The sequence below is a fragment of the Bacillus benzoevorans genome, from assembly GCF_014207535.1.
Lineage (GTDB): Bacteria > Bacillota > Bacilli > Bacillales > Cytobacillaceae > Bacillus_BD > Bacillus_BD benzoevorans.
The window spans coordinates 123244-146094 of the sequence record NZ_JACHGK010000012.1 but is presented as its reverse complement, the minus strand read 5'-3'; the positions used below and the strand labels follow the sequence as shown (position 1 = coordinate 146094).

Genomic DNA, 22851 nt, shown 5'->3' with positions numbered 1-22851 from the left:
CTTTCCATTAAATTAAACAACCGTATTTGAACCGGACGCCAACGCAAACCCTTCGTATCCTTTTTCCGCGATTTCATCACATAGCTCTCGGTATGGTCCATATCCGCCGAGATACATTAAGAACCCGCGCGGCTTGCCTTCAATATTGGCTCCTGTGTACCACGATTCCGTTTTCGTATAGAGCGTTGCTTCAGCCATCTCACGGCATTTTCTGCTCCATTCCTCTTCCGCTTCTTGTGTGGCTTCAATCGTATCCATGCCGGTTTCACGCATATGTTTAAGACAATCTGCCGTCCATTCCACATGCTGTTCAATGGCAACGGGCACATTGCCCAGTACAGATGGACTTTCCGGACCGGTAATCATGAACATATTCGGAAATCCCGCTGTTGTTAAACCTAAATAGGTCCGTACATGTGCACCATTTTCCCATTTTTGTTTCAGCGTTTCCCCGTCACGACCGCGGATATCCATTTTTAACAACGGTCCTGTCATCCCGTCATAGCCCGTCGCAAACACAAGAACATCGAGTTCATATTCCCTGTCCTCCGTCCGCACTCCTTTAGCCGTAATCTCTGCAATTGGTGCTTTTTTTACATCGACAAGGCTGACATTGTCCCGATTATATGTTTCAAAATAATTCGTATCCATTATCGCCCGCTTGGTACCGTAGTAATACGTTGGCATCAGTTTTTCCGCCGTCTCTGGATCCTTTACAATCTCCTTGATTTTGGAACGGATAAATTCAGATGCAGTAGTGTTTGATTCTTCGTTTGTCAACAGGTCTGGATAAGTAAAGAATAAAGCGGATCCTCCTTTTTCCCATGCTTCCTCATACACTTTTCGGCGCTCCTCGGGGGTATCATCTAAAGCGGAACGCTCAAAAGGTGCGAACGGGAGCCCTCCCAAAGACTCTCGCATTTTTCCGCGGATTTCCGGCAAATGATTCTTAACATACTGAATAAACTCCTCCTCTAATGGATGATTATTCGCTGGTACGGAGTATTGCGGTGTTCTTTGGAAAACGGTTAGATGTTCTGCCTCCTGGGCTATAACTGGAATCGTTTGTACACCGCTGGAACCTGTCCCGATTACCCCCACTCTTTTTCCTCTAAAATTCACCTTATGATGCGGCCAAGCCCCGGTGTGATACCAATCTCCTTCAAACTGCTCAAGACCCTTGAAATTCGGGATATTGGTCGCATTAATGGAAAGACAGCCTACTCCGGAAATAAAGTATGTTGCTGTTACACTCGTACCATCACTCAAGTGAAGGCGCCAGATATTCTCGTCCTCATCGAAATGCGCCGCTCTAACCTCAGTATTAAACTGGATGTCACGCCGCAGGTCGAGCCTATCCGCTGCAAAATTAAGATAGCGGAGGATTTCTGGCTGCTCCGGGAATCTCGAAGACCATGTCCATTCATTGTATAGTTCTTCCGAAAAAGTATAATTATAATAGACGCTCTCCGAATCACAGCGTGCACCGGGATAACGGCTCCAGTACCAGGCACCGCCTACCCCGTCCCCTTTTTCAATAACACGGGTTGAAAAACCTGCTTCACGAAGTAGATGGAGCATATACATTCCTGAAAATCCCGCTCCAATTACCAAACAATCAAAATCAGTCCCTGTTTTTATTGGCTGCTGTGAAAATGACATACCGCTATTCCCCCTTGATTATTAATAAAGCCTTGACTCAGAACCATTATCATTCATGACCATTTTTAAAACTTCATTAGCCGTTCGTGTAAAGGAAGTACAGCTGTTCTTCCTTTGTTTTTTCGGAATCCCTTATCGGACTGCCTGTCCCGCTTTTGTGAGAAATAAGGCAATATTCTCAATCGTGCCTTTTACCCGCTCTGGAAACACAGCCATATTGGTAAAATAGCCGTGGACCATTCCGGATTCTAAAGTGGATTTCACTTTTACCCCTGCCTCTATCAGCCTCTTCGCATAGGCAAGTCCCTCATCACGCAGAACATCATTTTCACAGACGATAACATAGGCACGCGGCAGGTTCGATAAATCCTCGGTCCTCAATGGAGAAACGTACGGATTTTTCGTATCTTCTTCATTGTCGATATAATAGTTGCCGAACCAAATCATTAAGTCTTTGTCGAGACCAAACCCGGTTTCAAACTCCCGATAAGATTTGCTATCATAGCTTAAATCTGTAACCGGGTAAATCAATACCTGTGCCGCAATAGGAGGTCCTTTTCGCTCTCTCGCCATTAAGGAAACGACTGCTGATAGATTCCCGCCGGCACTGTCGCCGCCAACCACAATAGCAGAAGCACTGCCGCCGATCTCTTCAGCATGTTCACTGACCCATTTCAAGGCATCATAGGAATCCTCAACCGGGATAGGAAACTTATATTCCGGTGCCAGCCGGTAATCAACAGAAACGACAATATGATTCGTTCTGTTTGCCAGCATCCGGCAGCTGGCGTCCGCTAGTTCGAGGTCACCAATGACCCAGCCTCCGCCGTGATAATAAATAAAGATCGGGAAAGGTCCTTGACCATTAGGCGTGTAGATTCGAATTTGGATTTCCTCATCATGGCTGACCGGGATCATTCTGTCCTCGATATTAGCCAAAGGCGCCAATTCTACTTCTACAAGCGGCATGGAAGCAAACATATCCCTTACTGTCTGCGGTTCTAATGACTGGAGAGCCGGTCCTTGATTAAACATCTCTAAATACGCTTTTGCCTGCGGGTCTAAATGAGCCATCAAACATCTCCCTTTCTTGAAAAAATTTTATTGATTTCAGAAGAAACTTCTTCTCAAATTCACAACCTTATCTTATAATTTTTAGTATATTTTGAATATTCCTAATTTTGTGTATACTATTCCCCCAAAAGGAGATGATCTGTATTTATTCAATGCATATGATTCAGGATGAACTTCGCAAGTTAGAATCTTTATCGAACCAAAAAGAAAAAATTTATCAAATGCTGAAGGTGTATCGGGAGCTCTTCCCCGTTGGTGACGCCTTTTTGTTTAGATATTCTCCTTTAGAACATTTAGGTGAAGGCATTATTGCTCTATCAGACTCCGGTTTCACCAATATTCGCGAAATACGCGATGATATCGAAACACTTCCTCTCATTTATTCCGCGATTCGCAATCGGAGGGCACAGTACAGCAGCGGAATGGAATACTTTTTAAACCACTCAAGTATCAGATATACAAGCCAATTTCCCATCGATTCATTATTAATTACGCCTATTTGCACCGGAAGTTATTGTATCGGCTATATTTGCAGCACGCAATTCCCACTGGATATGGAAATAGATGAAAGCGTTCTCTCCGCCATCACTTTATACGGCAGACAAGCAGGTCGACTGTTTCAGGAACACGGCATGGAAGAAGACAATGGATTGCTGCTAAGTAATCGGGAATTAGAAGTGATGAGACGAATTGCCCGTGGAGAGAGCACAAAGGAAATGGCAGGGAATATGAAGATCAGTGAAGTAACGGTTAAACAGTATGTAAAATCAGCGATGAAAAAACTGGGTGCGCTAAATCGCGCCCATGCAGTGGCGATTATTTTACAAAAAAATACATAATCAGATTGGGATGAACTCTTTAGCGGAGTTCATCTTGTTTATCCATCACTTCATCTGGAAATAGAACCATTATAAATTGGAAATACTAGAAAGATGAATATCAAATAATCGATTCATTTTAACAATAAAAATGATCCGTTTCAGGGGGAAGAGATTTTGGAACAAACATGGCTTTCACTGATCCCATTTGTTATCGTTATCGCAATGTCGATCTGGTTAAAGGATATCCTGCCCGGTCTGGTTGTCGGTCTGCTTGTTGGTTCGATCATTGTCACAGCAGACTTTTTAACGGGCACACAGCAGTCTATTACCTATATGGTCACCACTTTAGCAGATGAAACGAATATTAAAATTGTCAGTTTCCTCTATTTATTTGGCGGATTAGTCGGAATGATGAATATTGCCGGAGGGATTAAAGGATTCTCCGACTGGGTAGGAAACAAAGTGAAATCTGAACGCGGGCTTTTAGGGCTGATTTGGCTCACCCTCCCCTTTACCTTTATGATGCCAATGTTCCGGATTATGATGATTGGACCGATTATCAAATCACTGATAAAAAAGATGAATCTGCCAAAACAAAAGGTCGGAATGATGATGGATATTTCCACGGAGTCCGTTATTGTCCTCCTCCCGGTCGCGACAGCCTTTGTCGGCTTTATGGTAGCACTTGTTGCGGGAGGGATCCGCGGTCTCGATTTAGGAATGAGCGCATATGAAGTATTTCTATTAAGTATTTTGTTCGACATCTATGCGATTGTCATGCTCCTCATTGGCATTGGGCAAACCTTTTGGCCTTCCCGTAAAGCTAGGAACAAAGCCGGCGCAAAAACTGATCCTATACCCGATGAGGAACAGGAACATGAATTCCATCGCAGCGGCATTAACAAGGAATTATCCTTAGTAAAAGCACAGCCGTGGCATTTGATTGTTCCCGTCTTTTTGCTGCTTAGTTTAACCTTGTTATTATTATGGGAAGACGGGACTTCCCGTGGGGCGAAAACCATTTTTGCCGCTTTTTCCATGGCGGATGCCACCTTTGTGATGCTTTTAACCGTTTTCATTACTCTTATTTTCACGTTTATTTTTTATATCATCCGCAAACAGAAATTAAATGAAATTTTGTACCATTTTTATGACGGCGGAAATCAAATGATGCAGGCCATCAGCCTTCTCATCCTCATCTGGTCCCTCACGCTAGTCGCAGAGGATTTAGGATTCTCCGAATTTATCAGTACATCCCTAGGGGCGTTTTTACCGGCAAAGATGACACCGGCTGTGATTTTTCTTATCGGGTCTGTGGTCGGCTATTTTATTGGATCCTCTTGGGGAACGTGGGGGTTGTTTATGCCGTTGGGAATTGCTTTAGCCGTTTCAACCGGCGCCTCTATTCCGTTAACCATTGGGGCTGTTTTTGCCAGCGGTGCCTTTGGCGCCTTAACCTCTCCTTTAGGTGATACCACGATTACTACGGCATCAATTTTGGACATGGAACTAGTCGACTATGCCCAGTATAAACTAAAAGTCTCTGCTATCGGCGGAGTGATTTCGATTATTTTATATCTGGTGTGCGGTTTCTTCTTAATCTGAAGCTGGAGAAAGTCTCTGGCTTCATCATTTCTCCATTTGTCTTGGTTCCAAAAAAACAGGCAAACACCCGCTCTAACCTTGCTTGTCCGCTTGTCCTGAAAAACGGCATATATCGTCCTGAGCCATGATATTCTGGCCTGAGAGTTCATTACTACTACCTAATCCGCTAATTAATCTCATATCCTCACTAATTGGCTCATATACACATAATTTTCCTAATTTTCCTTGAATTCATTTTTGTTCATTGTTAGTATAGAAACTATGAAAATAAGAACACAAATACGAACAGGAGTGATGTGATGACTCCCAAAATAAAGAAACTGAGACTCGTCATTAAAATTGGCAGCAGTTCTTTAACCAGCCGAAGCGGTGAAATCAGCTGCAAAAAGATGGAAAAATTAGTGGATGAAGTCGTTTTTTTAAAGGATGCCGGTCATGAAGTGGTGCTTGTCTCCTCCGGTGCTGTGGCGGCAGGCTATCGCAAACTTGGCTGCCTCAATCGGCCTGATTCCCTTCCGGAAAAACAGGCAGCGGCATCAATCGGTCAGGGTTTATTGATGGAATCCTATTCAAAGCTGTTTATGTCCAATGGGTATGTGGCCTCGCAAATCTTAATTACAAGAAGTGATTTTTTAGATGAGGAGCGCTACACGAATGTCCGAAATACATTGAATATCCTGTTAGAACGTGGAATGATCCCGATTGTCAATGAAAATGATACCGTTACGGTGGATCGCTTAAAATTCGGGGATAACGATACCCTTTCCGCTAAGGTTGGCGGTTTGGTAGAGGCTGATCAATTAATCATATTATCGGATATAGATGGACTGTATAATGCAGAGCCATTTAAAAATCCTGATGCCGAATTACTAAAAAAAGTGACAGAGATAACGCCGGAAATCGAAGAGGCTGCCGGCGGATCCGGTTCTTCTGTTGGCACGGGCGGCATGAAGTCAAAAATTGAAGCGGCGAAAATTGCCTTTGCTTCAGGGGTCGCTTTGTTTTTAGGCAATGCCGGAACAAAGAACATTGTCAGAGATGCCGTATACGGCAGAGCAAGAGGTACTTATTTTGTCAAAGAGGAACCATGTTTAAATTTAAATCAAAAGAAAAAGTGGATTGCCTTTCACTCCTGCCCTGAAGGAGAAATTATGATTGATCATCCTGCTAAAAAAAGTATCGTAGAAAATGGTCAAGGCTTAAAACCCGCAGGGATTATCAATGTTTCGGGTCCTTTTGAGAAAGGTGCAGTCGTCCGCATCCATGATCTGTGTGGAAATGAAATTGGCTGCGGCGTTGTGAATATTTCTTCTGATGAATTGATGCAGATTGTTCTGCAGACATCAAACGGGGAAAATGGCACAACAAACGTCATCGACAGCAGCCAGATTGTCTGCCATGTCAATGTGCCTATCACCGTATAAACCAGCTGTTGAGAGACTTTTTGCGGAGAAACCGGATAATTATGTCCTTCATCAGGGCTCTGAATGAAAAAGCCAGGTACGCTATGTCACGGCCTGGCTTGACTTTTTTATTCACTTTTTACAGTCTCCATCATTACCCTTTTTTGATTATGCCGAGCGGTTTTCCCAGTGATAAAATCGTGCGTCCAAAGAAGCCATTTAAGAAAATAGCGCCGCATGCATAGAATCCCAAAAGAGCGATGGCAAACTCAGAATAAGCGCCAATCTTAGCAAATAAATCGTGATTAATGTCAAATGTTGCCAGTGCCAATGAAATAAACAATACATCAATTAGTAGTAAAATAGCAAAGAGCACTTTATTGACTTCCATTGCAGCCACTGTGATAAATAACGAAAAGATTAAGTAGCCTAAAAAAGCAAAAGCTAACTGCCGCGGATCAGATACCGGACCAAGATCGCCAAACCAGCCTAATCCAATTGCCCAATGAAAAGCAACTCCTGACCAAAACAAACCGTAAACACCTAAGGCGATCGCACCAAAGTAATTATTGTTTTTAAAATCAACAAGTGATGCCCAAATCTGCGCCAGCGATCCGAGAATAATCGCCCATGGAATGATATATGCCGTCCCTTCTGTCCAACCTAATTTTTGTGAAGATGCAACCAAAGTAACCATCGCTAATCCAAAAATACCCAGTGCCGTAGCATCTGACATGACTATTTTCGCATTAACCGAAACCGCTTTCATTTCTGAAATAGAAGTAACTTGAGACCGTGCCTTTAATTCTTTAGCTTCTGCCATCCATTCCAACCCCTAACGAAAGTAAAGTGTGCATCATACTGCTTATCTGTTTTTTCTGCAAAAAATGTTTTTTAGCCCCCTTTTTTTACAAAATGATGCAATATTCTGCCACTTCAGTATAGCTTAAATTTGTCAGATTTGGATGAATATTTTGTAATATTATTTATAATGTAAATTTTATGAATATTATACCGTCAATACTGATAAAACTTGTTCATATTCCAGTAGAAATAGGTATTTATCACTGAATTCGATATGATCGTTTCGAATACAATCATATGTTCACTTATCATTACTTAGTCAAATGCACTATACAAACTGCCAATTATCAGTAATAGATATTCTCATCCCCTTTCAAGGCGAACATCATTTAGGGATCGAAATGGCAAACAAAATTTGCTATATTTACATGTAGGCTTATTACTCTTATTTATGGTTTGGGGGTTCTTTCATGCAGGAAAAATTTAATGCATTAGTCGTTAATAAAACAGAAACAGATTTCTCCGTTCAGGTACAGCCGCTTTATTTCAATGATTTACCGAATGGAAATGTTCTCATCAAAGTGGTCTATTCCAGCATTAATTACAAAGACGGTCTCGCTGCGGCAGCAAACGGGAAAATTGTCCGCAGTTATCCATTTGTACCGGGGATTGATTTAGCCGGAACGGTCGTTTCATCTAATGATGCACGCTTTCGAGAGGGCGATAAAGTCATTGCAACCAGTTATGAAATCGGGGTAACCCATTTCGGCGGTTACAGTGAATACGCGCAAATTCCGGCAGATTGGATTGTCCCATTACCGGAAAATCTCAGCTTAAGAGAAGCGATGATCTATGGTACAGCCGGTTTCACCGCGGCACTTTCCATCGTTCGTCTTGAAGAAAATGGTTTAACCCCTGATAAAGGAAAAGTTCTCGTTACTGGAGCGACTGGCGGTGTTGGAAGTCTTGCCGCCGCTATGCTGGCAAAGCTCGGCTATCAAGTGACAGCGAGCACTGGTAAGGATTCGGAACATACATTTCTGACAGGATTAGGGGTTTCCGAAATCATTTCCCGTGATGAAGTGTTCGATGGAAAAATCAAAGCTCTGGATAAGCAAGTATGGGCTGCGGCAGTAGACCCAGTCGGGGGACAGACACTGGCAGCGATTTTAAGCAAAATAACCTATGGCGGCTCCGTAGCTGTCAGCGGACTGGCAGGCGGAACCGATGTCCCGGCAACTGTCTTCCCATTTATTCTTAGAGGCGTAAACCTGCTTGGCATTGATTCCGTCTACTGTCCGATGGAAATCCGGCAAAAGGTATGGCTGCGGATGGCAGCGGAATTCAAACCAGACAAACTGTCTAATCTGGTGCAAAAAGAAATTTCGCTGCCACAATTGCCTGAAGCACTGCCAACTCTTTTAAAAGGACAGGCTAGAGGACGCATCATTGTGAAGCTTTAAATCTCGGTGCCTGGCACCGAAAAAAGACAGATGTTCATCTCGGGTGGACAATAAGAGAAAGACTGTGCTGGCAGCAGCACAGTCTTTCTCTTATGTACGATTTTATTTTTGATACGCAAACCTTTCGGAGAAACCTGCCCTAAATTTGCGGACCCCGCCTTTTGCGGGATGTTCTAAATGCGAATTCGCTACTCCTATACGATCGAGCATATTCTTAGAATGCTGCCCGATACAGATAATTTCAATATTATCCTGGCACAAGTTTAATAGTTTTTTCAAATAATAAACTCCTTCTTCGAGTTCATTGGAACGAGGTGTACGATTGCTCAGCAATCCTTTTGCCTCATCGAAAGGATGAAAGGGAAAGATATTCCAAAGAATCATTTCAAATGGGTTCATATCATGCTCCAGAATGGCCTTCCACACAATCGTGGCCGTCTGTTCACTGAACCCAAGTTCACTCTGTGCTTTTTTGAATTCCGAGCACTCCGGATTACTGGTTCTAACACCTGTATTACCGGCAAAAACAGAATTGGAATGAATATCAGGATGATAACCGGTTACAATTCTTTCCGAAGTCATTGGAATCCCCGAGAATCGGCCTCCCTGGTACCCCATTGCTTCCGCTACAAAGAGAAAACGGGCACTTTTTATCCTTTGCTCAAGAAATCTTTGCAGCTGCTCTCTCCTGATTTTCGGCGCACTTATCCCAATATCATATTCATCGGTATATTCTCCCCATGGATTAAATACATCCACTGCCGCCATATAATCTTTTAATTCATCTATAAAATTTTTCACTGTCAACATCATCCCTCCCATTCTCATAACTTAAGACCATTACTCCAACAGCTCTTGGGCAAATTTGTGCAAGAAACATGGACTATGAGAATAATATTTTGAAAAATATAATGAAAACTCTACAGTTATTAAGTCAAAAATGAAAAATTTTCTTTTCAGACATGTATGCATAAGAAATTAAAATCATACTTTTCCATTTTATCATAATATTTTAAATTTTCATTATCAAATTCTTTTTTTCATTGATTAAACAGATAAAAATCTTCTGTTGTCATCTGCTATGCAACAACTTCGCCCATACTTCACAAAATCGTAACAGTTATCTCGCTTTTTCTAATACTATTGCAAGAAAAATTTCATTTTTATTACACAACTATTTGCTATATTTTTAGTGAAATAATCTAAGGGGGATACTTAAATGAAAAAATTTCTTCTTTTTTGCTTATCAGCCATGTTAGTAGCATTCTTTGCCGGATGCAGTGCTAAGGATTCAGCCACTGAGGATAAAAACGAAAAGACGGCAGCGACAACTGAAACGAAAACAGCAAAAACGGGGGAAAATAAAGAAGCTGTCACTGAAGCTGAACACAGCCCGCTTGAAGTACAGGCCGATACAGTCTGCGACTCTTGCAACATGAAGGTATATGAAAAAGACCATAAATTCGGTGTGTTCTCAGCACAAGGTGTGACACAGGATGGAAAGAACGTTTTCTTTGACGATATTGGATGTCTGTTAAACTACGAAAGAAAGAATGGAGAGGCACTAGCTGCTGAATGGATTCGTGACTATGAAACACTTGAATGGACTGAACAAGACAAGTCTGTCCCTGTTAAAACGAATTTAGAATCTCCGATGAAATGGGGCTATATTATGTTTGACACGAAGGAAAAAGCAGAAGCATTTGCTGCAGATGAAGCAAACAGTGCCCTAGTTCCTGAAATTACAGAATGGACTGTAGTGGATAATGCTGCAAACGGAAGATTCCAAATGAAAATGCAGGCGCAAAAACAAGCACAGCAAGGACAGGAAATGGACCAAATGCAAATGGGACATTAATCTTTTTAAAATGAGAAAGAACAGGACGTTTAAAGGTACTGAAAACAATTACCTTGAAACGTCCTTTTCCTTCTGGTTAATCCAAACGGATTCTCGGCTTTTGCAAACTTTCTTTAATGAACTGAAAAGCATACAGTACTAAAGCCCGTAACATATGTGTAATCCAGTACTGGAAATTTGATAATTTTTTTAATGAAAATATTTTATATCTCCCCATAAACTGAAGTCCAAAGAGAATAAATAAAAAATGAAGGATTTTATTGGAAATAAAGTAAGTTAAGAATTTGCCATAAGTCATTTTGAGGATCCAAATACTAGCCACCATATAAGGACCGAGAATCAAAAAATCCATACTATTAAAAAAAATCCCATGATAAAACTTCCACCACTTCCTCTTTTCACCAAAACTGTCCATTATTTTCGTAACAAGTGCAATAAATATTGCTGCCGGCATGAATCGTTTTAATGATTCTCGACCCACGAAGGGAATGGTTAACCAAGGTACTATCAATAATAGCAATAATATTTTTACATTTCTCATTTACACACCTCCGATAGTTTAGTATCTGTTTATTAATAATAATTATGCAAATTGTACCCAAAATAAAAAGCAGCTACCTTTTCATTACCTGGTAACTACTTTCGTTATTATTCGGTGAATGACCGCTTTATTTCCCTTCCGCCACTTCTTTTAATATTTCATAGGAGCGTTTTTGTTTTTCAGGATCATAAATGTAAGTGACCGCCATGATTTCATCCACATTATACTTGTCCAGAAATCTGGTCACCTGTTCCTGAATGGAAGTCTTGCTGCCCCGCAATGTCATACTGGACATTGACTGTGCCATTTCTTTTTCTGCCGGACTCCAAATTTGGTCCATGTTTTCCACAGGTGGACTTAACGGCATTTGTGAGCCACGGACAACATTGAGGAAAAATTGCTGCATCGTCGTTGATTCAAATTCAGCCTCTTCATCGCTTTCCGCACCAATCACATTCAGGCAGACAATGAAGTATGGCTTGTCAAGATATTGCGAAGGCTGAAAACGGCTGCGGTAAATCGAAATCGCTTCACCCATATACCGTGGAGCAAAGTGGGACGCAAAAACATACGGCAGCCCCAATTGAGCAGCTAAATAAGCAGAATCCGTTGATGAACCAAGAATATATATCGGAACATGGGTGCCGAGACCCGGATATGCCTTAACATAACCTTGTGCCTCATCAGGTCCGAAATACGTCAGCAGCTCCTTGACGTCATTGGGAAATGCATAAACAGAATCATGCTTTGACCTTCTCAGAGCACTTGCTGTCATCATGTCTGTACCCGGTGCTCTGCCCAGACCCAGTTCTACCCGGTTTGGATAAATCGTCTCCAACGTACCGAATTGTTCGGCCACTGCAAGCGGCGCATGGTTCGGCAGCATAATCCCTCCGGAACCAACTTTTATGCTTGTTGTATGCTCTAAAACATGTTTAATTAATATCGCTGTAGCCGAGCTGACTAGCGTCGGGGTATTATGGTGCTCCGCTACCCAGTATCGCGTATACCCCATTTTCTCAACAGTCTGTGCCAAATCAACCATCGCATCAATGGCTTCCTTTGCCCCCTGATGTTTTCGGATCGGTGCCAAATTCAGCACAGATAGGGGGATTTGTAATCTTGTCATGGTGCCTTTCCCCTTTCTTAAATCAAATCTTATTACTATTGTACCTGTTGCGAGAGGAGAAAAAAATGAATTTGCCTGCAAAGGACTGCCACATATAAAGAAGACTTCCATTAATAGGGGTTTTCCTGCTTCTCCCACTGATGGTTAGTCGCACTTATCACGCAGAGCCTGACTGATTTTTCTCAGTGCTAAAGCGCTATGAAAAGGTCTTGTCGGACCTTTACGGGCAGTTGATCTCCCCCCTATCTTCTTCGCATTTATTTCTCATAAGCCTGAGGTGGGTGTCTTACTGCCCGTAAGGGTGGGATAAATAAAAAAGAACAAGCAGATGAATTTGTATCATCCCTTGCTCTTTTTTCTATAAAAAAATCAAACCAGCTGCGGGTCTCTTTCGATCATTTTCAAAATCCGCATTGCTTTGGCCAAATCGTGATAGCCTTCATTCCCGGATAATACCCACTCGTTTAAGCCTTCCAGATCCATCATTTGTTTAATATCAGGCTGCTGCGGATCCATATTAAGCAGAATTTGTGTAAACTGTTCAGCCAGCTGACTATTAAAATTTGGAAGACACGTAAAATTACAGTTTGAATAACCCGGTGAAGTCCAAATGGACTTTAAGTTTTTCTTCCTAATTAGTCCTGTTTCTAACAGACGGATCCAGGTCGAGCAGCCGATCGCCCCGGCATCGGCCTCTCCTTTTTCAATCGCTTCAAGGACTGCCATTTCACTCGTTCCTGTATCTCCATGTTTGCCTATCTCGGTATCAAAACGGATAAGCGACAAATCGAGTTTCAAATTATATCCTTCTTTTGCCAAGTAGTACGAAGGCAGGATCGCTGCCTGCGCCGAATCCCGGCTTCCCAGCGCCACTCTTTTCCCTTTTAAATTTCTAATCGATTGGATCGTAGAATCCTCTCTGACAACCAGTTTCGATGTAAAATCCAGATCCGTATCCCGCATTCCCAGGTTTCTTGCTTTTCCTTTCGCTTTTTCCTGGACTTTAACATAAGCAACATTCGTATTCCAGGCAATATCGATAGATCCGTTCATTAAAGCTTCCACCAGTGCCTCATAATTAGAAAACAGTACATAATCCAAGGCATAGTTTTCTTTTTGAAAAGTCTCACGCATGATCTCCCAAATCGTAACGACCTTTGGTTCATAAGCGACCGCACCAACCATAACCGTTTCTATCATCTATTTTCTCCTTTCCTGATTGCAGACTAGAACATTATATTTGAGAAAAGTAAAATTATTACCAAATGATCGAACTCTTTCATTCATTGCAAAAGGCCTGACCCCGCGCTTACAAAACGCAAAGTCAGACCTTATTGATTCAATCAACAGAATTTAGTTGATTCAATGAAAAAAGCACCAAAACCCTCATTCCCCTACAAACTCATCCATCCATAGAGTGAAGCAAAGCTTCACGCTCTCCATAAGCACCTGAAATCTCAAAATTAAACATGGCGCCTTTCCATTAAATGGATACCAATACCAGTCATCACAACTCCCATCAAAAACAGAATGCTCATCGGAAAGAGGAGATCCTCAAATGGATAACGATAGACAACTGCCCCATTTAACAGCTCCATTCCATAGGTGACAGGATTGATTTTCGACAGTACCATCAGAAATTTTGATTCCACAATTTCAATTGGCCAGTACGCACCGCCGATCATGGCAGAGCTGACAGCCACAATGGGTAAAACCCCATTGAACTGCTGCGCATTTTTTACAACAGCCGTGATTAAAATCGAGAGTGCGACAATCGAGAACACATATGGAAGGAGCAGCAGACATACCTCGAATAACTTTCCGTTAAAATCCTCGCCCATGATAAAGCGGAAAATAATTAGGATTATCAGGATCTGCACATATCCGCTGAGAAAGCTAAAAATAAAATTCCCGAGGTACATTTCCCACTTCTTTACGGGTGATAAAATAATACGATCCCATAACCCGTCCCTTTTCTCTATTAATATCGATAAGACATTATAGGCAATCGTATAGATGACGAAAAATAAAGTAAATCCGAATAGCGTATGGTATCTTTGATCATATACAAAAGCCTCTGCCCCTTTAAAACTGTTTTTATCAATCTTAAACAGGGGTGAATCCTTTAAATTCTCCATTTCCCTATGGATCTCAGCCTTTTCATCTTTAGTCTTCGCGTTAGCAGCCTTTTTTATCAGTTCCTCTTGCATCGTTTCCATATAAGCTTCTCTTACCGTTTGCTGAATCATTTTCAAATTCGGTGTATCAACACCGACAACTATTTGAAAATGATCCTTTTGTAAATAGACGCCTGCCTCCGCCTTCCCGGTTTCAATCCGATCCCGCATCTCTTTCTCAGACATCCATTTTAGAATAAAAATGTCTGAGTTTGATAGTTTCTCTCCTACTTTTGATTGGCGGATCGCTTCATTTTCCGCAGAAACAGGAACCTGAATTGTATTTTCACTATGTGAACTTCCCAGCAGGAGGGCAAAGCCGATTGACATGACCGTCATGGAAATAAAAACCCATGGATGACGGACAAACATTTTACATTTGGCTAACAGGATCCCAATCATCCTTGAGCCCCCCTTTTCGGAAAGCTAAGTGCCGCCACAATCATTGCAGCGAGGGCAAATAGGATAAGAAAGATCATATATTGACTCAATTCAGCTATTCCGTCCCCTCTTAATATCTTTAAATAAGCTGACATGGTCGCACCATTTGGCGTAAAATCTCCTAAACGCTGAATCGGTTTAGAAAAATCCCCTATCGGATAAAAACTCCCGCCAACAAAGGACAGCAGCGTGACGATGATACTAGAAAAGAAGTTTGAAATCATTTCCGAATTTAAACGATAATTAATTGCCGTCAGCAGCACGGTAATCCCGCCAATCGCAACTGCGTAAGAAATCGTGATTGTAATGAATGATAGTAAATCATTCCAGCTTACGCCAAAAGCCAGCCAGGAAAAAGCAAAAATAAGCAAAAGCTGCAGCAGTGCAAAGATGGTACCAGAAAGAAAGACACCGAAGAAATAGACCCATCTTGACAAATTCCCTAATATCATTCGATCAAAAACATGGAGTTTTTTCTCCGTATAGGCAATTGTGCTAATGGCAGATGCAATGAAAAAGACATTCATGACAGCCATCCCGATCGCATAGTAACTTTTCGTGGAGACCGGTTCTTTTTGGTTGATTGTGATCATTTCGTCTGTAATTGCCGCAGCGGCCTTTTGCTGAATTTCTTCAAAATGAATTCCCTTCTGTCCAAGGTATGCTGACATGGTTAACTGCTTTTGAAACTGCTCAAGGATGGTGCTGACAACACTTGAACCAATCGGTGCCCCCTCATTTTGATAGATGGTTAATTCAGGGCGTGTACCTTTTTGCAGAATAATGGCCTGCAATGTTTCGTACGTAAAATTCTTCGGCACTTCGATTATTGCCGTATAACTATCATCCTGCAGAAGCCCTTCTTTTTCAGAAGCCTTTGCCTCTACAATTTCGATCATCTCTGCTAAATCGTCACTGCTAAAAACATCCTTTAATAGGCCGATTGGAGCAATCTTATCTGCATTCTTTTTTATTTCCTGAAGAACCTCAGCGGGCAGTCCGCTGTGATCAATCCTAGCAATAAATGACTCTATTTCCTCCGGTTCGTTACCATGCTCAATAAACGCAAGCTTGACATGGATCTCAGGACTCCCTCCGTCCATCGTTGAACTTAGTGCCGTGCCCAGTATGGCAATTAGCACAATGGGCAAACCAAGCAAAAGGAACAGTTGTACCGGATTGCGCCACAACATAAGGGCTTGTTTTTTTACAATCTGCCAAATCATCCTTTCTCCCCCTTAATCCCGCAATGCCCTGCCAGTAAGATGAAGGAAGACATCCTCAAGCGTCGGCGTCTTCACATTTACAGTAGTCAGTTCAACCCCTGTCTCTTCAGCTAGTTTGATGATCTGCGAAAAGAGGTTGATTTCCTTTGCGGTCATGATCGTCATTTCCTTCTCATCTATGTTCATTCGATTCACCATTGGCTGTTCTTTTAACGATTGAATAAAAGCGTCATTCCAGCGTTCCGCTTTAATGGTGATCGCTTTTTCTGAAGAAAGAATTCGTTTGATTTCCTCCTTCGTTCCCGAGGCAATTAAATTACCTTTATCCATGATGTAGATCCGGTTACAGAGGAATTCCACTTCTTCCATGTAATGGCTGGTATAAAGAACCGTCATTTGCTTTTCCGCGTTCAGCTTTTTCACTGTTTCTAAAATATAATTTCGCGACTGCGGGTCAATTCCGACGGTGGGCTCATCCATAATGATAAATTCCGGGTCATGCAAAAGTGCAACGCCAATATTGAGACGCCGCTTCATCCCGCCGGAGAAGGTCTTCACGATATCTTTCCTTCTATCTGTTAAACCAATCTGATCCAGTACTTCAGCGATTTTCCGGTTGAGCTGCTCCCCCTTTATGCGGTAGATTCGCCCAAAAAAGCGCAAATTTTCTTCAGCTGTTAAATCTGTGTACAAGGCGATTTCCTGCGGGACCACCCCGATGACCTTGCGGAGCGGCGCCGGATTTTTCAGGATACTTTTATTGTTAAAACGGACATCGCCGCTAGTTGGTTCTACTAAAGAAGTCATCATCGAAATCGCCGTTGATTTTCCCGCCCCATTTGGTCCAAGAAGCCCAACAATCTCGCCTTTTTCAATAAACATATTTAAATTCTTCACCGCAGAAATCTGTTTAAATGTTTTCGTTAAATCGACTAATTCAAGCATTCTTATTTCGCCTCCTAATCCTATCATACGATTTTATAATCCATGCACATACTGTCTGCAGTCATTTAATCACGAAAAAGATGTGACCTGCGTCACTTTTTCTATTTTGCAAAAGAAAAGCCCCCAAGAGGCTGGAAGGCTGTTACGTATGATTATTGAATATCATGTTTGACCGCATAAATAGCCAGCTGCGTTCGATCGCGCAGGTCTGTTTTATGCAGAATTTGCGTAATATGGTTTTTTACGGTACCAATGGACAAATGGAGAGTTTCAGAAATCTCCTTATTTGTCAGCCCTTCCCCGACAAGTCTTGTAATCTCCAACTCTCTTGGAGAAAGATCGACATCAATAGTTGGTTTTTCACTCTGTTGCAGCAGCCTGGGCATCACTTTGGCTGCTACTTCATCATGCAGCGTTAAACCGCCTTTCATACAGCTATATACCGCTTCCATTAATTTCGCCGCTTCAGACGTTTTTAACAAAAATCCATTGGCTCCATCCTTTAAGGCCTGCAGCGCATATTCATCATCGTTAAAGGTGGTTAGGATTAAAATTTTCGTATTCGGCCAGCGTTCTTTAATGATCCGGGTTGCTTCTATTCCGTTCATGACCGGCATCCGCACATCCATCATAATAAAATCAATGATATGCTTTTCCATGATCTCGAGCGCCTGTCTCCCATTTTCGGCTTCATGTGCGACCGTTATATTTGGGTCCTGCTCTAGGATCATTTTTAACCCTTGTCTAACGATGGATTGGTCCTCCACCAGCAGCACTTGCCACATTTCTTATCCCTCCCTGTTTGGAATGGTACCAGTCAAGACAAATTGATCCTCTGTTTGATACACTTCCAATGTTCCCTTTATTCCTTCAATCCGTGCTTTCATATTTTTTAAACCAAAGCCAAATGTAAAAGGCTTTGGCATGAATACACGATTGCTAATCATAAATTGGATGTCTCCAATTGCTGATTTTCCCAGTGTCACCTGTACCTCCCTTGAACCTGCATGGCGCATCGCATTGGTCAAGCCCTCCTGGATGACACGATAAAGCACAACACTTTTTTCATTATTTAAGGGCACTGAAAGGATTCCCTGTTTCATCGTAAACTGAACGGAAATATGGCTTTCCGCCTCCAGCTTGCGAATTAACTGGACGACGGTGGCAATCCCTTCATTTTCTTCCGTCTGCAGCGTTTTAACAGAGTGCCTGATTTCTTCGAGGCTTTCTTTTGCCATTCTTTTTAAATCATCGTAATCGGAATTTGGATGCTGCATGCTCAATATTTCCAGCTTCATTAACAAAGCGGTTAAACGATGACCAACGGAATCGTGGATATCGCGTGCCATCATGGTTCGCTCCTGAATCCGGGCGTCCCGCTCCCTTTCAAGATTCATCCGCTTTAGTTTGCGATATTCGCCTAACAATTCTCCATAGATTTCTTTTTGCTCCATCCGTTCATTTGCCATAGAATTGCTTTTCAGAACCAAGAACGAAACGAATAAGCTGATGAATGCCCATGGCAGCCATTGATTCGGGTCTTTCCATAATAAGAGAATAATGCAGAATACGTTTATAGCGGCATAAAATTGAAACCTTTTTTCATTAAGCGAATAAGTGGAATCAATCAATAAATAGAGCAAAATGAGCATTGTAAAGAAAACACTCTCTGTGAACAACAAACCAGTTGCTAAAGATATAATCGATAATAATAAATATAATAGCAGGGGTAATTCTTTTAACGATAATAAAAAATAAAAAGCGAGTGCCAGGGAAAACACGATGATTCCCCATGAAAGGCTGCTGCTATCAAGTCTTATCAAACATATCCATAAAACACAAAACACGCTAAAGCGAAGCCAAAAAATCTTCACAATATACTCCTCTCCGCTAATGCACAGCTTATTGCCAATTTAAAGTATATCATGAGTTGCAGGGGTGGAGGGAAGTTCTGTAAAAGTGAAGTTTGCCGCACTTTCGGAAGAGTCTTCCTAGTTGAAAAAATAGGGGGACAGCTCATCTGCTGTCCCCCATCATTTTCACTTTTTCTTTCCGAGACGTTTTCTGCTTGCTACAACAACAAAACCGGCAGCGGCAACAGCGGCAATCGAGCCGCATCCAAGACCGCAGGAACCGCATGCACCTGTACATGCAGCGCTTGCCGTTCCAGTCAAAGATGTGCCGACTGTTAACCCGGCTGCTCCAATTCCGGTAGAAATCGCTGCGATTTTTTTCTTAGTCTTAGAAATAGCCTCTTTCATCCTCTTAAACTCCTTTTTCTGCAGGATTTTGCTTGATAGGAACCTGCGGCACGATACTGCTGTCCCAGCCTCTCTCGCCAGTACCATAAGTAATGGCCTTTGTCGGGCAAGCTGCTGTACATTGGCGGCATGTTAGACAATGATCAATACTGTAGTTAATTTTATCTTCCTCTTTACGCAGCGCACCCATCGGACATGCTTTGACGCAGGATTGGCACTTCGTACATTTTTCACTGCTGTATTTGATTTTATATGTGAAGCCAAACATCGCTCCGAAACGATGAATGAAGCTTTGGAAGGCTCCTACCGGGCACATATAATTACAGTAACCGCGTCCTCCTTTGGCAAAAATCCCAAACAGGAAGAGCCAAAAGAAGGCGGTTAAAATTGCGGTTGAACTTAAGATCCCGACTTCGCCCCAAAAACCGCCCGTCAGCATCCGTTCAAAAAAACTATAACTGCAGTAAGAACATCCAAGCGAACCTGTTAATACTGGAGCAATGATAAATCCAGCGAGAAATCCATAGCGGATCGGCACCGGATTAACAAATCTCGTCCAATCAATTTTCCATTTATCCGGCCATAGCTTGCCTAAATATTCCGTAAACGCACCTGCTGCACATAATCGCCCGCAAAAGAAGGGACCAATGAGGAAAGCGGTTACCACCAACAGCAGCAAACTGATTCCTCTGGTTGTGAATAAATCTATTCCTTTTCCGCTCAATAGATCTGTGATCGGCATCCGTAAACATGTATCATGGATCGCTCCCTCCGTTCCATTTCCTAACAACCAGTTCAAACCCCGGTTAAAGACCGCAAATGGAGCATAAAATAAGAACACACCAAATAAATACCAGCCGCCCCGGCGAAGAAAAAAGTTCCGGGAATTCTTTTCCACTTTGCTTCGTTTTTTCTTTTTCCATAATTTCTTCATTAATGATGCCCCCCATGATTGCCGTATCCGGAACTCTTCTGAACATTCAGCTGCTTATAAGGATCTCCATACTCTGAGTTCACCACATGCACAGGTACACTGCTTAACAGCATCCCATCCTTCGGATCGATAAATTGAATTTCGCCGGAAAAGGCGACCGGTTTTTTTCTTAATTCTTTTGGAATTTCAGCTAGGAGCTCCATTTTAAAGCTTTCCCCCGGCTTCAGTTTATCTTTTAGTTTAAAGGTATTTTCGTCATACTCTACTTCTGACAATGTAAGCTCCACATCCCCTGGAAAACCCTCTAAGACCACTTGCACATCCAAGTCTGCTTTACAGTTGTTCAGAATGCCTGTTGGTCCGTGCCCATTAGCGATTTGCACCATTCCCGGCTGTACGAGACTTTTCGGCATCCCCTGCGCAGCTAAATCAAGCACAATCGGAGCATTATTCTTATCAGGAATCTTCGCTTCAAACTGTGCCTTCTCCGCAGAAACCGTATTTTTATACATCCCTGCTCCTAATGCAAAAATAATGGCTAAAACAAAGAGAAAGCTTGCTGTAATGATGGATATTGCTCTTTTCTTTTTCAACTTTTATCCCCCATTTATTGATCTATGAATTCATTTTGAGTTTACATAAGACATGTGATATCCGAATGGAAAATTTATGGGATTTGTATGAAGTAGTTGAAAAATTTTAACTATTTTTTCATGGAAGGAGAAACCCTGCTGCACAAGGCAAAAGGGTTGAAGTTTGTCGAAAATAGAAGAATCATTCATTCTCTTAATTGTGTCGGATCTGTGATAAAATACATCTATTATTTCACTTAGGAGTTTTCAAATGAATGAGATTTTGATCAATGTTTTAATTCTATTGGTCGTACTGCTGATCACACAGCATTTATTAGAGGTATATCCGAAAAAACTATCCTGTAGACACGTGAGTATATACACTTTTTTTGCCGGTTTAGTGGCGATCTTTTTTTGTATGACATTTCCTTTTACTGTAAATGAAGGCTTTAATGTCGATATCCGGATTGTCCCCTTTATCATTGCCGGCTTGTATGGCGGTCCCATTGCCAGTGTTGGATTGTACTTATTTATCGTTTTTTACCGATACTTATTAGGCATCGATATGGGATTTTGGGGAACCATCATTAATTATGGATTAATCCCGTTTTGGACACTGCTTTTTTATAAGAAATTTACCCACTCTGGAAAAAGTGCAAAACTGCTGATCGCATCCGGTTTCGTCCTATTCAATTTCGGATTCAGTTTTTATATCTACCATTATGTCTTTCTTTCCAATACTCCTTTCCATATCACTTTATTTGGTGCAATCTATAAAATTACCTGTATCGTGATTAGTATTCTGACAATTGAAAGAATCCGGACGAATCACCAAATCAGAAGAAAAGTCATTGATGTGGAGAAAATGGAAATGGTCAGCCATTTAAGTGCCTCTATTTCCCATGAGATTCGCAATGGACTAACCGGAGCAAAAGGGTTTATGCAGCTTTTAAAGGAAAATGAAGAGGATCTGCTTAAGAAAAAATATATCGGAATTGCTTTAAAGGAATTAGAAAGATCGGAGACAATCATCCGGGATTTCCTTACTTTTGCCAAACCGGCACCAGAAAAAATTGAAACAATCAATATGGAACACCTTATTGAATATGTAATAGAATTAATCAGTCCCCTTGCCCGCATGAACTCTATTGTCGTGAATAAAAGTCTCTCCCCCTTTTGGATTTATGGTGAAAAGAAAATCATCCAGCAGGCCTTTTTAAATTTTATGAAAAATGCGATTGAAGCGATGCCTGACGGTGGAACATTAGAAATCGGAATGAGAAAACATGATGATTTAATGGAGATTAAAATTAAAGATACCGGTATTGGAATGGACCAAGATCAAATGGAGAGATTAGGGAAACCTTACTTCACGACAAAAGGACAAAAAGGTACAGGTCTAGGGATGATGGTGGCCTACCGGGTGATTGAGGATATAAAAGGGAAAATTTCCGTTATGAGTGAAAAAGGAAAAGGCACTACTTTTACCATTGATCTTCCTATTTCAGCGGAAAATAGCGAAATTGATACAAATATTACTCATATAGCACTTTAATCATAATCTAGTATTCTAAACAATGAACCCCGCTCAAAAGCGGGGTTCATTGTTCCAGTCTATCATCAAATCCAATACAAAAAAACCAGCCCCCGTTTGGAAACTGGCTTGGTATCAGTTTGAAAGAGCCGCTTTTGCCGTATCATTATACTAAGAAAGTTTTAAACCACCACTCCTAAAAGTGGGTGTTCTCAAGAAACACTCCTGCATGCCCTCCCTGACTATAGTCAGAGGTTTGTCATTCATGTTCCGATGTTAAACTCCCTGTTACAGCTTAAAGGTTAAAACTTAATTATCGTTACGTACAACGCAGCTTGTATTCTTATATTAATAAATTATCACGATGCTTTCAACGGTAATCGTTTCCAACCTTATTGGTT

The 22851-nt window shown here is 41.6% G+C and carries 21 protein-coding genes and 1 other RNA gene; 6 read left to right on the top strand and 16 right to left on the bottom strand.

Annotation, left to right across the window (positions count from 1 at the left end; genetic code table 11):
* Positions 1-12: 12 nt before the first annotated feature.
* Positions 13-1662 (bottom strand): flavin-containing monooxygenase, encoded by a 1650-nt coding sequence (locus tag HNR53_RS16270; protein WP_184527903.1) that lies wholly within the window; start codon positions 1660-1662, stop codon positions 13-15.
* 132 nt (positions 1663-1794) lie between these two features.
* Positions 1795-2736 (bottom strand): alpha/beta hydrolase, encoded by a 942-nt coding sequence (locus HNR53_RS16265; RefSeq protein WP_184527901.1) that lies wholly within the window; start codon positions 2734-2736, stop codon positions 1795-1797.
* 266 nt (positions 2737-3002) lie between these two features.
* Here HNR53_RS16265 and HNR53_RS16260 point away from each other — a divergent pair, with 266 nt between their 5' ends.
* From HNR53_RS16260 to proB, 3 genes are all read left to right on the top strand, one after another.
* Positions 3003-3575, top strand: coding sequence for a response regulator transcription factor (locus HNR53_RS16260; protein WP_221452360.1), 573 nt, complete (start codon positions 3003-3005; stop codon positions 3573-3575).
* A 156-nt stretch (positions 3576-3731) separates the two neighbouring features.
* A complete protein-coding gene (locus tag HNR53_RS16255) occupies positions 3732-5162 on the top strand; it encodes a Na+/H+ antiporter NhaC family protein (protein WP_184527897.1) in 1431 nt (476 codons plus the stop codon).
* Positions 5163-5461: 299 nt separating this feature from the next.
* Entirely contained in the window at positions 5462-6586 is a 1125-nt protein-coding gene (gene proB / locus HNR53_RS16250; RefSeq protein WP_184527895.1) for a glutamate 5-kinase, read from the top strand.
* Positions 6587-6719: 133 nt separating this feature from the next.
* Here the strand turns inward: proB and HNR53_RS16245 are convergent, their stop codons facing one another.
* The gene (locus tag HNR53_RS16245; protein ID WP_184527944.1) at positions 6720-7334 is read right to left on the bottom strand and encodes an acetate uptake transporter; all 615 of its coding nucleotides are present in this window, start codon (positions 7332-7334) and stop codon (positions 6720-6722) included.
* 505 nt (positions 7335-7839) lie between these two features.
* On the opposite strand from HNR53_RS16245, the gene HNR53_RS16240 reads away from it, so the two are divergent.
* Positions 7840-8832, top strand: coding sequence for an NADPH:quinone oxidoreductase family protein (locus HNR53_RS16240; protein ID WP_184527892.1), 993 nt, complete (start codon positions 7840-7842; stop codon positions 8830-8832).
* A gap of 102 nt (positions 8833-8934) precedes the next feature.
* On the opposite strand, the gene HNR53_RS16235 is transcribed toward HNR53_RS16240, so the two are convergent.
* Positions 8935-9633, bottom strand: coding sequence for a uracil-DNA glycosylase (locus HNR53_RS16235; protein ID WP_184527890.1), 699 nt, complete (start codon positions 9631-9633; stop codon positions 8935-8937).
* Between the two features lie 418 nt (positions 9634-10051).
* Between HNR53_RS16235 and HNR53_RS16230 the strand changes: the two genes are divergently transcribed.
* A complete protein-coding gene (locus tag HNR53_RS16230) occupies positions 10052-10690 on the top strand; it encodes a nitrous oxide reductase accessory protein NosL (RefSeq protein ID WP_184527887.1) in 639 nt (212 codons plus the stop codon).
* A 76-nt stretch (positions 10691-10766) separates the two neighbouring features.
* On the opposite strand, the gene HNR53_RS16225 is transcribed toward HNR53_RS16230, so the two are convergent.
* From HNR53_RS16225 to HNR53_RS16175, 11 genes are all read right to left on the bottom strand, one after another.
* Positions 10767-11231, bottom strand: a complete 465-nt coding sequence (locus tag HNR53_RS16225) for a hypothetical protein (RefSeq protein WP_184527885.1) — start codon at positions 11229-11231, stop codon at positions 10767-10769.
* Between the two features lie 127 nt (positions 11232-11358).
* The gene (locus HNR53_RS16220) at positions 11359-12360 is read right to left on the bottom strand and encodes an LLM class flavin-dependent oxidoreductase (protein ID WP_184527883.1); all 1002 of its coding nucleotides are present in this window, start codon (positions 12358-12360) and stop codon (positions 11359-11361) included.
* Positions 12361-12729: 369 nt separating this feature from the next.
* Entirely contained in the window at positions 12730-13560 is an 831-nt protein-coding gene (locus HNR53_RS16215; protein ID WP_184527881.1) for a phosphate/phosphite/phosphonate ABC transporter substrate-binding protein, read from the bottom strand.
* A gap of 263 nt (positions 13561-13823) precedes the next feature.
* Entirely contained in the window at positions 13824-14939 is a 1116-nt protein-coding gene (locus HNR53_RS16210; RefSeq protein WP_184527879.1) for an ABC transporter permease, read from the bottom strand.
* Positions 14936-16204 (bottom strand): ABC transporter permease, encoded by a 1269-nt coding sequence (locus tag HNR53_RS16205; RefSeq protein ID WP_184527877.1) that lies wholly within the window; start codon positions 16202-16204, stop codon positions 14936-14938. Before HNR53_RS16205 ends, HNR53_RS16210 begins: the two co-directional genes overlap by 4 nt.
* Before the next feature lie 12 nt (positions 16205-16216).
* Complete coding sequence (locus HNR53_RS16200) at positions 16217-17149, bottom strand: ABC transporter ATP-binding protein (RefSeq protein WP_184527875.1); 933 nt, start codon at positions 17147-17149, stop codon at positions 16217-16219.
* Positions 17150-17301: 152 nt separating this feature from the next.
* A complete protein-coding gene (locus HNR53_RS16195; RefSeq protein ID WP_184527873.1) occupies positions 17302-17934 on the bottom strand; it encodes a response regulator transcription factor in 633 nt (210 codons plus the stop codon).
* A 3-nt stretch (positions 17935-17937) separates the two neighbouring features.
* On the bottom strand, positions 17938-18930 hold the full coding sequence (locus HNR53_RS16190; protein ID WP_184527871.1) for a histidine kinase: 993 nt from the start codon (positions 18928-18930) through the stop codon (positions 17938-17940).
* Positions 18931-19188: 258 nt separating this feature from the next.
* Positions 19189-19410 (bottom strand): hypothetical protein, encoded by a 222-nt coding sequence (locus tag HNR53_RS16185; protein ID WP_184527869.1) that lies wholly within the window; start codon positions 19408-19410, stop codon positions 19189-19191.
* Between the two features lie 4 nt (positions 19411-19414).
* Complete coding sequence (locus tag HNR53_RS16180; protein WP_184527867.1) at positions 19415-20344, bottom strand: 4Fe-4S binding protein; 930 nt, start codon at positions 20342-20344, stop codon at positions 19415-19417.
* The gene (locus HNR53_RS16175; RefSeq protein WP_184527865.1) at positions 20344-20937 is read right to left on the bottom strand and encodes a hypothetical protein; all 594 of its coding nucleotides are present in this window, start codon (positions 20935-20937) and stop codon (positions 20344-20346) included. The genes HNR53_RS16180 and HNR53_RS16175 overlap by 1 nt, the downstream gene beginning before the upstream one ends.
* Before the next feature lie 250 nt (positions 20938-21187).
* Here HNR53_RS16175 and HNR53_RS16170 point away from each other — a divergent pair, with 250 nt between their 5' ends.
* On the top strand, positions 21188-22471 hold the full coding sequence (locus tag HNR53_RS16170; RefSeq protein WP_184527863.1) for an ATP-binding protein: 1284 nt from the start codon (positions 21188-21190) through the stop codon (positions 22469-22471).
* Positions 22472-22592: 121 nt separating this feature from the next.
* Here the strand turns inward: HNR53_RS16170 and ssrS are convergent.
* A non-coding RNA gene (gene ssrS / locus HNR53_RS16165) (6S RNA) lies at positions 22593-22790 on the bottom strand.
* Positions 22791-22851: the final 61 nt, after the last annotated feature.

Excerpts from the sequence above, each read along its gene's own strand:
- HNR53_RS16240 (WP_184527892.1), top strand. The coding sequence starts at position 7,840 with ATGCAGGAAAAATTTAATGCATTAGTCGTTAATAAAACAGAAACAGAT.
- HNR53_RS16225 (WP_184527885.1), bottom strand. The coding sequence starts at position 11,231 with ATGAGAAATGTAAAAATATTATTGCTATTATTGATAGTACCTTGGTTA.
- HNR53_RS16180 (WP_184527867.1), bottom strand. The coding sequence starts at position 20,344 with ATGAAGAAATTATGGAAAAAGAAAAAACGAAGCAAAGTGGAAAAGAAT.
- HNR53_RS16210 (WP_184527879.1), bottom strand. The coding sequence starts at position 14,939 with ATGATTGGGATCCTGTTAGCCAAATGTAAAATGTTTGTCCGTCATCCA.
- HNR53_RS16270 (WP_184527903.1), bottom strand. The coding sequence starts at position 1,662 with ATGTCATTTTCACAGCAGCCAATAAAAACAGGGACTGATTTTGATTGT.
- HNR53_RS16205 (WP_184527877.1), bottom strand. The coding sequence starts at position 16,204 with ATGATTTGGCAGATTGTAAAAAAACAAGCCCTTATGTTGTGGCGCAAT.
- HNR53_RS16195 (WP_184527873.1), bottom strand. The coding sequence starts at position 17,934 with ATGTGGCAAGTGCTGCTGGTGGAGGACCAATCCATCGTTAGACAAGGG.
- HNR53_RS16230 (WP_184527887.1), top strand. The coding sequence starts at position 10,052 with ATGAAAAAATTTCTTCTTTTTTGCTTATCAGCCATGTTAGTAGCATTC.
- HNR53_RS16265 (WP_184527901.1), bottom strand. The coding sequence starts at position 2,736 with ATGGCTCATTTAGACCCGCAGGCAAAAGCGTATTTAGAGATGTTTAAT.
- HNR53_RS16215 (WP_184527881.1), bottom strand. The coding sequence starts at position 13,560 with ATGATAGAAACGGTTATGGTTGGTGCGGTCGCTTATGAACCAAAGGTC.
- HNR53_RS16185 (WP_184527869.1), bottom strand. The coding sequence starts at position 19,410 with ATGAAAGAGGCTATTTCTAAGACTAAGAAAAAAATCGCAGCGATTTCT.
- HNR53_RS16245 (WP_184527944.1), bottom strand. The coding sequence starts at position 7,334 with ATGAAAGCGGTTTCGGTTAATGCGAAAATAGTCATGTCAGATGCTACG.
- HNR53_RS16220 (WP_184527883.1), bottom strand. The coding sequence starts at position 12,360 with ATGACAAGATTACAAATCCCCCTATCTGTGCTGAATTTGGCACCGATC.
- HNR53_RS16200 (WP_184527875.1), bottom strand. The coding sequence starts at position 17,149 with ATGCTTGAATTAGTCGATTTAACGAAAACATTTAAACAGATTTCTGCG.
- HNR53_RS16170 (WP_184527863.1), top strand. The coding sequence starts at position 21,188 with ATGAATGAGATTTTGATCAATGTTTTAATTCTATTGGTCGTACTGCTG.
- proB (WP_184527895.1), top strand. The coding sequence starts at position 5,462 with ATGACTCCCAAAATAAAGAAACTGAGACTCGTCATTAAAATTGGCAGC.